The organism is Pseudomonas sp. NPDC090203 (genome assembly GCF_044746765.1).
Taxonomy (GTDB): domain Bacteria; phylum Pseudomonadota; class Gammaproteobacteria; order Pseudomonadales; family Pseudomonadaceae; genus Aquipseudomonas; species Aquipseudomonas putida_AD.
Genome location: NZ_JBIVCV010000001.1, coordinates 417,865 through 430,105, shown reverse-complemented (window position 1 = coordinate 430,105; position 12,241 = coordinate 417,865). Strand labels below are relative to the sequence as shown.

Below are 12,241 nucleotides of genomic sequence, written 5' to 3'. Positions count from 1 at the left end.
AAGGACGCGATTCTAGCAGGGTGTCGGCGCCAAGGCTAAAAGCTATTCAATCGCGTACCACATCCAGGCTGTGGATCGGGCCTGCGAGGTAGTCGTCCAGGCATTGCAGCACCAGCTCGCTGCGCCAGCGTTCGGGCTGGCTGGCCAGTTCCTCGCGAGTCAGCCACAGGGCGCCATCGATGTCGGTGTCCAGCTCGCGCTCGGGGTGATGCTGGCCGGGTCTGGCCGCGAAGCACACGCGCTGGTAGGTCACGCCGTTGCTGGGTGCTGTGTACAGATAGATGCCGACCACGCCGGTCAGTTCGACGTCCCAGGCGGTTTCCTCAAGCGTCTCGCGAATCGCAGCTTCGCGCAGGGTCTCGTTGGCTTCCAGATGGCCGGCGGGCTGGTTGAGCACGCGCTTGCCGTTCTTGGTTTCCTCGACGAAGAGGAAGCGGCCGTTGTCTTCGATGACGGTAGCGACGGTGATGTGGGGTTGCCAAGTCATGAGCAGATCTCCTGTCCGCGTGATTTTTCTGTAGCAGTCCGGCTTGCCGGCGTTAGCGATCTTGAATACGCCACCGCCGGCAAGCCGTGCTGCTACAGAAGCATCAAGGCGTCTAAATAGAAAACCCCGGCACGAGGCCGGGGTTTTCATGAGCGTTCGACGGGATAACCCCGCCGATCCGGCAAGCCTTACTTCAGCGAAGCGATCGCGTCGTTCAGGGTCTTGCTAGGACGCATGGCTTTGCTGGCCAGTTCCGGGGTGGCGAAGTAGTAACCGCCGATGTCCAGAGGCTTGCCCTGTACGCCGTTCAGTTCGGCGACGATGGTCGCTTCGCTGTCGGTCAGGGTCTTGGCCAGCTGGGTGAACTTGGCTTGCAGCTCTTTATCTTCGGTCTGGGCGGCCAGGGCCTGAGCCCAATAGGTCGCCAGGTAGAAGTGGCTGCCACGGTTGTCGATACCGCCAACCTTGCGCGATGGCGACTTGTTGTTGTCCAGGAACTGGCCGGTGGCCTTGTCCAGGGCAGTGGCAAGTACCAGAGCTTTAGGGTTGTTGTAGACGTTGCCCAGGTGCTCCAGAGAAGCGGCCAGTGCCAGGAATTCGCCCAGCGAGTCCCAGCGCAGGAAGTTCTCTTCGTTGAGCTGCTGAACGTGTTTCGGAGCCGAACCGCCAGCGCCGGTTTCGAACAGACCGCCGCCATTCATCAGCGGAACGATCGACAGCATCTTGGCGCTCGTGCCCAGTTCCATGATCGGGAACAGGTCGGTCAGGTAGTCACGCAGCACGTTACCGGTGACCGAGATGGTGTCCTTGCCAGCGCGGATGCGCTCCAGGGAAACCTTCATTGCGTCAACTGGCGACTTGATGGTGATGTCCAGGCCGGTGGTGTCGTGATCCTTCAGGTACTTCTCGACCTTCTTGATCATCACCGCGTCGTGGGCGCGTTTCGGGTCCAGCCAGAAGATGGCCGGGGTATTGCTCAGGCGCGAGCGGTTGACCGCCAGCTTGACCCAATCCTGGATCGGCGCGTCCTTGGTCTGGCACATGCGCCAGATGTCGCCGGCTTCGACGTTCTGTTCCATCAGGACCTGGCCTTTGTCGTCAGTCACGCGAACGACGCCGTCGGTTTCGATCTGGAAGGTCTTGTTGTGCGAGCCGTACTCTTCGGCTTTCTGCGCCATCAGGCCAACGTTCGGTACGCTGCCCATGGTGGTCGGATCGAAGGCGCCGTGCTTCTTGCAGTCTTCGATGACAGCCTGGTAGATGGTGGCGTAGCAGCGATCCGGGATCACGGCCTTGGTGTCCTGCAGGACGCCGTCGTTGTTCCACATCTTGCCCGAGTCACGGATCATCGCCGGCATCGAGGCGTCGACGATGACGTCGCTCGGCACGTGCAGGTTGGTGATGCCCTTGTCGGAGTTGACCATCGCCAGTGCAGGGCGGGTCGCGTAGACAGCTTTGACGTCCGCTTCGATCTGCGCCTGCTGGTCGGCTGGCAGATCCTTGATGCGGGCGTACAGGTCGCCGATGCCGTTGTGCAGGTTGAAGCCGATTTCCTTCAGGACTTCAGCGTGCTTGCTCAGCGCGGCCTGGTAATACTCGGCAACGAATTCGCCGAACATGATCGGGTCGGAGACCTTCATCATGGTGGCTTTCAGGTGCACGGAGAACAGGACGCCCAGTTTCTTGGCGTCTTCGATCTCTTTGGCCACGAAAGCGCGCAGGGCTTTCTTGCTCATGACCGCGCAATCGATCACTTCACCGGCCAGTACCGACGTCTTGTCTTTCAGCACGGTGGTGCTGCCGTCTTTGGCGATCAGTTCGATCTTGACCGAGCCTGCGGCTTCGATCAGCGAGGATTTTTCGCTGCCGTAGAAGTCGCCGCTGTCCATGTGGGCAACGTGGGACTTGGAGTCCGCTGCCCAGGCGCCCATCTTGTGCGGGTGCTTGCGAGCGTAGTTCTTGACCGAAAGCGGTGCGCGGCGATCAGAGTTGCCTTCACGCAGGACCGGGTTCACGGCGCTGCCTTTTACCTTGTCATAAGCGGCACGGGCGGCCTTGTCGGCCTCGGTGACGACTTCATCCGGGTAGTCCGGGACGTCGTAGCCCTTGGCTTGCAGCTCCTTGATCGCGGCCTTCAGTTGCGGAACCGAGGCGCTGATGTTCGGCAGCTTGATGATGTTGGCTTCCGGCGTGGTTGCCAGTTCGCCCAGCTCGGCCAGGTCATCGGAAACCTTCTTGGCGCCCAGTTGCTCGGGGAAGCCGGCCAGGATGCGGGCTGCCAGAGAAATGTCGCGGGTTTCGACGGTGATGTCGGCCGAGGAGGTGAATGCTTCGATGATCGGCAGGAGTGAGTAGGTGGCGAGGGCAGGAGCTTCGTCGGTGAAGGTGTAGATGATCTTCGAGCGGTTGGACATTTTTGGGAATACTCTCTTCTTTGCTGAGCGTACACAAAATTTCGAGATGCGCAGGGTAGGCACTTTCGCCCAGATATCAATGAGCCGAAAGTCGAGAATTTCGTCGCGTGATATGGGGTGCATCAGTCGAGCGTCAAGCGGTTGAACTCCGGTAAGAGTCCAGCCTGTCGAGGGCTGAAAGTCTCGTTTCAGATGGCTCGGCCCCCAATGACCCAATGGTCACCGGCGCGAAGTATATCACCGGTCCCGGCCATTACTACGATAGTAGTGTGAAGGCTGTGCGTTGATCGCACGCACCTTTGCGCGACAAATTGGCGAGGGCAAAACCTCTGAAAAGCTGGAACCCGCGAACTACGCGCCCTGCGGCAAGCTGTCGCAGGCTGGCGGGGGCAAAAAACGGCGGGTGGTCCAGCGGTCGATTTTCGACTAAAGGAGGAGCCTTGCAGGTGGGGGAGTGCGGCTGCCGGGCCAATCTAGTGTCTTTGTCGCCCGGCAGGTGCGAAAAAAAACCGGTCAATCCTGGGTGGGATGACCGGCCTTTTCAGGTCTCGCGCATGAACGGTCCGGCTCAGGCGTGATCTTTGCTGTGTTCGTGATGCGTGTTTTGTTGATGAGCGTGCTCTTTAGTGGCCGAAGGTTGCCCGCTGATCTTGACTGCGTGCATCCCCTTGGGGCCCTGGATGATTTCGAATTGAACCGGCTGACCTGCCTTGAGGGTCTTGTATCCGTCCATTTCGATCGCCGAGTAGTGCGCAAACAGGTCCTCGGACTTGCCGTCTTCAACGATGAAGCCATACCCCTTGGCGTTGTTAAACCACTTGACCTTACCGCTTAGCATAGTCACATCCCTCTGCAAAGGACTCCGATGGGAGTATCATCACCTCTCATCCGCCGGACCTAAAAAATTTTGGTTGACTGCGCGGACCCTTTTTACCCAATGTGGGTTCTATTGTTTGTAACACCGTTTAGCCGTTAGTCAAGGTCATGTGGCGGTCCAATCGATAGCGAGCATGATCAAGACCAATCTATTTAATTTCGTCCCCAGCGATCCTTCTTTACCATGCATGCAATCAGCGAGATTCGACTAACATTCAATCAGGATGATCCGCACTCCCACGAGGATGGCGCGGAAGGTGTCGCGGTACAGGAGGCCAAGCCGACCCTGCAGGTCCCACCGATGTACAAGGTGGTTTTGTTCAACGATGACTACACCCCGATGGATTTCGTTGTCGAAGTACTGGAGGTGTTTTTCAACCTGAATCGTGAGCTGGCGACCAAGGTCATGCTGGCCGTCCATACAGAGGGACGGGCAGTGTGCGGATTGTTTACCCGCGACATCGCCGAGACCAAGGCCATGCAGGTCAACCAATACGCCAGGGAAAGCCAGCATCCGCTACTCTGTGAGATCGAGAAGGACGGTTAACGCCGGACACTTGGGTAAGAGGTGAAGCTATGTTAAACCGTGAGCTCGAAGTCACCCTCAATTTGGCTTTCAAGGAGGCTCGCTCCAAACGTCATGAATTCATGACCGTGGAGCACCTGCTGCTAGCCCTATTGGACAATGAGGCTGCCGCCACTGTTCTGCGTGCCTGCGGCGCAAACCTCGACAAACTCAAACACGACCTTCAGGAGTTCATCGACTCCACCACGCCACTGATCCCTGTCCACGACGAAGATCGCGAGACCCAGCCAACCCTGGGCTTCCAGCGTGTGCTGCAGCGTGCCGTGTTCCATGTGCAGAGCTCCGGTAAGCGTGAAGTCACTGGCGCCAACGTGCTGGTGGCGATTTTCAGCGAGCAGGAAAGTCAGGCGGTGTTTCTGCTGAAACAGCAGAGCGTTGCCCGCATCGATGTCGTCAACTATATCGCCCACGGTATCTCCAAGGTGCCGGGGCATGGCGAACACTCTGAAGGTGAGCAAGATATGCAGGACGATGAGGGCGGCGAGTCTTCTTCTTCAGGCAATCCTCTGGATGCCTATGCCAGCAACCTGAATGAACTGGCCCGTCAGGGTCGCATCGATCCTCTGGTCGGCCGCGAGCTGGAAGTCGAGCGTGTCGCTCAGATTCTCGCCCGCCGTCGCAAGAACAACCCGTTGCTGGTCGGTGAGGCCGGTGTCGGTAAAACCGCCATCGCCGAAGGCCTGGCCAAGCGCATCGTCGACAGCCAGGTGCCTGATCTGCTGGCCAACAGCGTCGTCTACTCGCTGGATCTGGGCGCGCTGCTGGCCGGTACCAAATACCGTGGCGACTTCGAGAAGCGCTTCAAGGCGCTGCTGGGCGAACTGAAAAAACGCCCGCACGCCATCCTGTTCATCGACGAAATCCACACCATCATTGGTGCCGGTGCTGCGTCGGGCGGGGTGATGGATGCCTCCAACCTGCTCAAGCCGCTGTTGTCTTCGGGTGATATCCGCTGCATCGGTTCGACCACGTTCCAGGAATTCCGCGGCATCTTCGAGAAAGACCGTGCGCTGGCCCGTCGCTTCCAGAAAGTCGACGTGTCCGAGCCTTCGGTTGAAGACACCATCGGCATTCTGCGTGGCCTGAAGGGTCGTTTCGAACAGCACCACAACATCGAATACAGCGACGAGGCCCTGCGCGCAGCGGCCGAGCTGGCTTCGCGCTACATCAATGACCGTCACATGCCGGACAAGGCCATCGACGTCATCGACGAGGCGGGCGCCTACCAGCGTCTGCAGCCGGTGGAGTCGCGGGTCAAGCGCATCGACGTGCCTCAGGTCGAAGACATTGTCGCGAAAATCGCGCGAATTCCGCCTAAACACGTCAACAGCTCCGACAAGGAACTGTTGCGTAACCTCGAGCGTGACCTGAAGCTGACCGTGTTCGGTCAGGATGCGGCGATCGATTCGCTGTCCACGGCGATCAAACTGTCCCGTGCGGGCCTGAAATCACCTGACAAGCCTGTCGGTTCGTTCCTGTTCGCAGGCCCGACCGGTGTCGGCAAGACCGAGGCGGCGCGTCAGTTGGCCAAGGCTTTGGGTATCGAGCTTGTGCGTTTCGACATGTCCGAGTACATGGAGCGTCACACCGTTTCGCGTCTGATCGGTGCGCCTCCAGGTTATGTCGGGTTCGATCAGGGCGGTCTGTTGACCGAAGCCATCACCAAGCAGCCGCACTGCGTGCTGTTGCTCGATGAGATCGAAAAGGCTCACCCGGAAGTCTTCAACCTGCTGTTGCAGGTCATGGACCACGGGACCTTGACCGACAACAACGGTCGCAAAGCGGACTTCCGCAACGTGATCGTGATCATGACCACAAACGCAGGTGCTGAAACCGCGGCGCGTGCTTCGATCGGCTTCACCCATCAGGACCACTCGTCCGATGCGATGGAAGTCATCAAGAAGAGCTTCACGCCGGAATTCCGCAACCGCCTGGACACCATCATTCAGTTTGGTCGCCTCAGCCATGAGGTCATCAAGAGCGTGGTGGACAAGTTCCTTACCGAACTTCAGGCGCAACTGGAAGACAAGCGTGTGCTGCTTGAGGTGACTGACGCCGCACGCAGCTACCTGGCTGAAGGCGGTTACGATGCCGCGATGGGTGCACGTCCGATGGCGCGTCTGATCCAGGACAAGATCAAGCGTCCGCTGGCCGAGGAAATCCTCTTCGGCGAGTTGTCCGAGCATGGCGGTGTGGTACACATCGACTACAAGGACGGCGAGATCACGTTCGAGTACGAAACCACGGTGGAAATGGCCTGACGTTTCGTTGCAACACAGCAAAAAGGCGCCGGTTGGCGCCTTTTTGCATTTATGGCCCGCTACCTCGCAATGGCGTGAACGCCACTGTCATTGTAGGAGCGCGCTTGCCCGCGAAGGCGGTCTATCCGAAATGCACCATTATCTGACACACCACCATCCCGTAGCAGCATGGCTTGCCGGCGGGTGCGGTCTTGAGATCGCCGTCGCGGGCAAGCGCGCTCCTACAGGGGTGTGGGTTCAACTATGCACAAACAAAAACGCCCGGTCATAAGCCGGGCGTTTTTGTCAGGACCTGTTAACGGGCGCGGTAGGTGATGCGCCCTTTGCTCAGGTCGTACGGCGTCAGTTCAACGCGGACCTTGTCGCCGGTCAGAATACGAATGTAGTTCTTGCGCATCTTGCCGGAGATGTGCGCGGTAACGACGTGCCCATTTTCCAACTCCACACGGAACATGGTGTTGGGCAGGGTGTCGACGACAGTGCCTTCCATTTCGAAGCTGTCTTCTTTCGACATGCAGTAAAGCCCTCGGTATCCAATGAATGGCCCGGTGCAAACGGCAGCCAGGCAAAAGCGGGCTGCATTGTGCCCGAAAAGTGCGCTTCAAGCCAAGGGATTCAGTAAAGAGTGACCCATCTTTGATTGGTGAGCAGCTCTATGGGGCGATATTGCGTCTTGTAGTTCATCTTTTTGCAGTTCTTGATCCAGTAACCCAGGTACACCGCGTGCAGTTGCATACGGGCGGCCTCGGCGATCTGCCACAGAATCGCATAGCGCCCCAGGCTGCGACGTTCCTCCGATGGCTCGTAGAACGTATAGACAGCCGACAGCCCGTTGGGCAGCAGGTCGGTCACCGCGACAGCCAGCAGGCGGCCCTCTGCGCGAAACTCGTAAAAGCGCGAAAAAGGCAGGTCACGCACCAGAAAGGTCGAAAACTGATCGCGACTGGGCGGGAACATGTCGCCGTCGGCATGGCGCTGCTCGATGTAGCGCTGATAGAGGTCGAAATATTCTTCGCTGAAGTGCGGCTTGGTGCTGGTGACCTCGATGTCGGCGTTTTTCTTGAAGATACGCTTTTGCTGACGATCGGGCGTGAAGAGTCCTACCGGAATACGAGCAGGCACGCACGCACTGCAATTCTGGCAATGCGGACGGTAAAGATGGTCGCCACTGCGACGAAACCCCATGTCTGAAAGGTCGGCGTAGACCTGCACGTCCATCGGCTGGCTGGGATCGAGGAACAGCGTGGTGGCTTGTTCTTCGGGCAGGTAGCTGCAGGAGTGGGGTTGAGTGGCATAAAACTTAAGCCGCGCCAGCTCGGTCATGATCAACCCTCGAGAAAAGCTTTAGCTAAGAGTGTATGCCAGCGCGGTCAAACTCGCCTAGGTAACCAGTCGGCCGAATTGTGTTGATCGAGGTATTTGCTGAGGTAGTCGGCGAAGGTGTGACGGGAAATCTCCCGGGCGCCCAGGCTGTGGAGGTGGTTGGTCGGCATCTGACAGTCGATCATGACAAAGCCCCACGCCTTCAGGCGCTCGACCAGCGTGGCGAAGCCGACTTTGGAGGCGTTGTCGGCCCGGCTGAACATCGATTCTCCGAAAAACAGCCGACCCATGGCAAGGCCGTACAGGCCGCCCACCAGTTTGCCGTCCTCCCAGACCTCGACGCTGTGCGCATGGCCCCGGGCGTGCAGCTCTATATAGGCTGCCTGCATGGAGCTGCTGATCCAGGTGTCGTGGACATCCTCGCGCGGCCCTGCACAGCCGCGGATGACGGCAGGGAAATCCTGGTCGAAGGTCACCTTGTAATACTGTTGGCGCATCAGCTTGGCCAGGCTGCGCGATACGTGCAGCTCCTCGGGAAACAGCACCGTGCGCGGATCGGGCGACCACCAGAGAATCGGCTGGCCCGGCATGAAGAAGGGAAAGCAGCCGTGACGGTAGGCGCTGACCAGGCGTTCGGGTGACAGGTCGCCGCCGCCGGCGAGCAATCCATTGGGATCGCGCAGGGCCTTTTCCAGAGGGGGAAACTCGAGCGTGTCGCGATTTAACCAGGTCAGCATGGCGTCCAGACTATCCGAGAGGGGAGGGGAGAGGTAAACCCGTGGTGCAACTCCGGGGAGTAAACGCGGTCACAGGCGATTGACCGGGCTTGCTTGGCAAAGGCGTCACACCGGTTTGCCGTGATTGAGAGAAGCATGGCCATTGGACACTTGCGTGCTGTAATAAAAAACAGTCATAAACCTTTGTCAGCAAAGAAAATGCATGCTCAAATCGTCTGTCACAGGCCAAGCTTGAAGATCTGCAAGGTCCACGCCAGACTAGCGTGGCGTGCAAATCCGGACAATGCCCGATATTGTTTAACCACATTTCAAATCACCTGCCGTGCGCGCGATCACATTTGTCTTCGCATCGCCAGGGGCAGGAAACGGTCTGTACTATTTCGTCAATGCAGCGGCACATAGTCAACCACGAGATGTTCGCGCTGACGCGCAGGAATTGAAGCGTTTTGAAGAAATCCACCGCAGCACCCAGCCCCGTTCCGCTCTGGCGGCAGCACTTGCACTACCGGCTCAAGGAAGGTGCGCTGATCGCATTCGGCTTCCTGTGCCTGTACCTGATCATGGCCCTGTTGACCTACGACCAGGGCGATCCGGGCTGGAGCCACACCAGCAGCTCCGCCCAGGTGCAGAACGCCGCAGGCCGCGCAGGCGCGTTCTGTGCCGACATCCTGTTCATGGTGCTGGGCTATTTCGCCTATATCTTCCCGCTGCTGCTCGGGGTCAAGGCCTGGCAGGTGTTCCGCCAGCGTCATGAACCGTGGCAATGGAGCGGCTGGCTGTTCTCGTGGCGCATGATCGGGCTGGTGTTCCTGATCCTCGCGGGCGCGGCCCTTGCGCACATCCATTTCCATTCGGCCTCGGGCCTGCCGGGCTCGGCGGGCGGCGTGCTGGGCGAGGTCCTCGGGGATCTGGCCAAGCGTGCACTGAACGTGCAGGGCAGCACCTTGCTGTTCATCGCGCTGTTCCTGTTCGGCTTGACGGTGTTCACGGACCTGTCGTGGTTCAAGGTCATGGACACCACGGGCAAGATCACCCTGGACCTGTTCGAACTCTTCCAGGGCTCGATCAACCGCTGGTGGACCGAGCGCAACGAGCGCAAGCAGATGGTGGCCCAGTTGCGGGAAGTGGACATGCGCGTCGATGAAGTCGTGGCACCGGTGGTGCCGGACCGTCGCGAGCAGGTCAAGGCCAAGGAGCGCATCATCGAGCGCGAACAGGCCCTGGCCGAGCACATGACCGCCCGCGAGAAGCACGTGCCTGCGGTGATCGCCCCGGCGCCGGCCCGTCCGCCGGAGCCGAGCCAGCGCGTACAGAAAGAGAAACAGGTGCCGCTGTTCGTCGACAGCGCCGTCGAAGGCACGCTGCCACCGATCTCGATCCTCGATCCTGCCGAAAAGAAGCAGCTCAACTATTCGCCCGAATCGCTGGCGGCCGTTGGGCATCTGCTGGAGATCAAGCTCAAGGAATTCGGCGTCGAAGTCTCGGTGGATTCGATCCATCCGGGTCCGGTCATCACCCGTTACGAAATCCAGCCGGCGGCAGGCGTCAAGGTCAGCCGCATCGCCAACCTGGCCAAGGACCTGGCCCGTTCCCTGGCGGTGACCAGCGTGCGTGTGGTCGAGGTGATTCCCGGCAAGACCACCGTCGGTATCGAGATTCCCAACGAGGATCGCCAGATCGTGCGCTTCTCCGAGGTGCTCTCGACCCCGGAATACGACAACTTCAAGTCGCCGGTCACCCTGGCCCTGGGTCACGACATCGGCGGCAAGCCGATCATCACCGACCTTGCCAAGATGCCGCACCTGCTGGTGGCGGGTACCACCGGTTCCGGTAAGTCGGTGGGCGTGAACGCGATGATCCTGTCGATCCTGTTCAAGTCCGGCCCCGAAGACGCCAAGCTCATCATGATCGACCCGAAAATGCTCGAGTTGTCGATCTACGAAGGCATCCCGCACCTGCTGTGCCCGGTGGTGACCGACATGAAGGACGCCGCCAACGCCCTGCGCTGGTCGGTGGCCGAGATGGAGCGCCGCTACAAGCTGATGGCCAAGATGGGCGTGCGTAACCTGTCGGGCTTCAACCACAAGATCAAGGAAGCCGAAGACGCCGGTACGCCGATTTCGGACCCGCTGTACCACCGCGAAAGCATCCACGACGAAGCGCCGCTGTTGACCAAGCTGCCGACCATCGTGGTGGTGGTGGACGAATTCGCCGACATGATGATGATCGTCGGCAAGAAGGTCGAAGAGCTGATCGCCCGTATCGCGCAGAAGGCCCGTGCGGCAGGTATCCACCTGATCCTCGCGACCCAGCGTCCTTCGGTTGACGTCATTACCGGTCTGATCAAGGCCAACATCCCGACCCGCATGGCGTTCCAGGTGTCGAGCAAGATCGACTCGCGGACCATCATCGACCAGGGCGGCGCCGAGCAGTTGCTGGGCCACGGTGACATGCTCTACATGCCGCCAGGCACCAGCCTGCCGATCCGGGTTCACGGCGCGTTCGTCTCCGACGACGAAGTGCACCGTGTGGTCGAAGCCTGGAAACTGCGCGGCACCCCGCAATACAACGACGACATCCTCAATGGCGTCGAGGAGGCCGGCAGCGGTTTCGAAGGCGGTGGTGGCGGCGGTGACGGCGACGACAGCGAAACCGATGCGCTTTACGACGAAGCGGTCAATTTCGTCCTGGAAAGCCGTAGGGCGTCGATCTCCGCAGTGCAGCGCAAGCTCAAGATTGGCTACAACCGCGCAGCCCGCATGATCGAATCCATGGAGATGGCCGGTGTCGTCACCCCGATGAACACCAACGGCTCGCGGGAAGTGATTGCACCAGCCCCCATGCGTGACTGACACTGCGGTTGTCACAAGTGACTGAGTGGCGCCTTAGGGCGCCATTCAGCGTTAATTGAATTCAAAGAGGACTCCCATGCGTCTTATCCGCATGTTGTTGCTATCTGCACTGGCTGTTTCCGCAATTCCCGCACACGCCGACAGCAAGGACGTGGCGCGCCTGACCCAGTTGCTGGAAAACTCCAAGACCCTGAGCGGCCGGTTTTCCCAGATTTCCCTCGACGGCAGTGGCACCCAGATGCAACAGACCGAGGGCGACATGACCCTCCAGCGTCCGGGGCTGTTCTACTGGCACACCGACGCGCCACAGGAACAGACCATGGTGTCCGACGGCAAGAAGGTCACCCTGTGGGACCCGGACCTGGAACAGGCCACCATCAAGACCCTCGACCAGCGCCTGACCCAGACCCCGGCCCTGTTGCTGTCCGGCGATGTCTCGAAGATCAGCGAGAGCTTCGACATCTCGGCCAAGGAGGCCGGTGGTGTGATCGATTTCACCCTCAAGCCCAAGTCCAAGGACACCCTGTTCGACAACATGCGCCTGTCGTTCCGCAATGGCGTGATCAACGACATGCAGCTGATCGACAGCGTGGGCCAGCGCACCAACATCCTGTTCACCGGCATCAAGGCCAACGAGCCTGTTCCGGCGAGCAAATTCCAGTTCCAGATCCCGAAAGGCGCTGACGTCATTCAGGAATAAGAGGC

At 59.6% G+C, this 12,241-nt stretch carries 10 protein-coding genes; 4 read left to right on the top strand and 6 right to left on the bottom strand.

What is annotated here, in order from left to right; translation table 11 throughout:
* Positions 1 to 46: 46 nt before the first annotated feature.
* The 3 genes from ACIPO9_RS01925 to cspD all read right to left on the bottom strand — a co-directional run bounded on the left by ACIPO9_RS01925 (position 47) and on the right by cspD (position 3,739).
* On the bottom strand, positions 47 to 487 hold the full coding sequence (locus tag ACIPO9_RS01925) for an NUDIX hydrolase (protein ID WP_400778564.1): 441 nt from the start codon (positions 485 to 487) through the stop codon (positions 47 to 49).
* Positions 488 to 675: 188 nt separating this feature from the next.
* A complete protein-coding gene (locus ACIPO9_RS01920) occupies positions 676 to 2,901 on the bottom strand; it encodes an NADP-dependent isocitrate dehydrogenase (RefSeq protein WP_274135622.1) in 2,226 nt (741 codons plus the stop codon).
* Positions 2,902 to 3,469: 568 nt separating this feature from the next.
* Complete coding sequence (gene cspD, locus ACIPO9_RS01915) at positions 3,470 to 3,739, bottom strand: cold shock domain-containing protein CspD (RefSeq protein WP_274135621.1); 270 nt, start codon at positions 3,737 to 3,739, stop codon at positions 3,470 to 3,472.
* A 222-nt stretch (positions 3,740 to 3,961) separates the two neighbouring features.
* On the opposite strand from cspD, the gene clpS reads away from it, so the two are divergent.
* Positions 3,962 to 4,324, top strand: coding sequence for an ATP-dependent Clp protease adapter ClpS (clpS, locus tag ACIPO9_RS01910; protein WP_274135619.1), 363 nt, complete (start codon positions 3,962 to 3,964; stop codon positions 4,322 to 4,324).
* 29 nt (positions 4,325 to 4,353) lie between these two features.
* Entirely contained in the window at positions 4,354 to 6,624 is a 2,271-nt protein-coding gene (gene clpA / locus ACIPO9_RS01905) for an ATP-dependent Clp protease ATP-binding subunit ClpA (protein ID WP_400603941.1), read from the top strand.
* A gap of 295 nt (positions 6,625 to 6,919) precedes the next feature.
* Here clpA and infA read toward each other — a convergent pair whose 3' ends face one another.
* The 3 genes from infA to aat form a co-directional block, all read right to left on the bottom strand.
* Positions 6,920 to 7,138: a translation initiation factor IF-1 gene (gene infA, locus ACIPO9_RS01900; protein WP_002553999.1), complete on the bottom strand. Its 219-nt coding sequence runs from the start codon at positions 7,136 to 7,138 to the stop codon at positions 6,920 to 6,922.
* A 101-nt stretch (positions 7,139 to 7,239) separates the two neighbouring features.
* Positions 7,240 to 7,947 carry an arginyltransferase gene (locus ACIPO9_RS01895; RefSeq protein WP_274135615.1) on the bottom strand — a complete coding sequence of 236 codons (708 nt, stop codon included), beginning with the start codon at positions 7,945 to 7,947 and terminating at the stop codon, positions 7,240 to 7,242.
* A gap of 47 nt (positions 7,948 to 7,994) precedes the next feature.
* On the bottom strand, positions 7,995 to 8,684 hold the full coding sequence (gene aat, locus ACIPO9_RS01890) for a leucyl/phenylalanyl-tRNA--protein transferase (RefSeq protein ID WP_400778561.1): 690 nt from the start codon (positions 8,682 to 8,684) through the stop codon (positions 7,995 to 7,997).
* Between the two features lie 446 nt (positions 8,685 to 9,130).
* Between aat and ACIPO9_RS01885 the strand changes: the two genes are divergently transcribed.
* Entirely contained in the window at positions 9,131 to 11,536 is a 2,406-nt protein-coding gene (locus tag ACIPO9_RS01885; RefSeq protein ID WP_274135611.1) for a DNA translocase FtsK, read from the top strand.
* A 76-nt stretch (positions 11,537 to 11,612) separates the two neighbouring features.
* Positions 11,613 to 12,236: an outer membrane lipoprotein chaperone LolA gene (gene lolA, locus ACIPO9_RS01880; RefSeq protein ID WP_274135609.1), complete on the top strand. Its 624-nt coding sequence runs from the start codon at positions 11,613 to 11,615 to the stop codon at positions 12,234 to 12,236.
* Positions 12,237 to 12,241 lie beyond the last annotated feature (5 nt).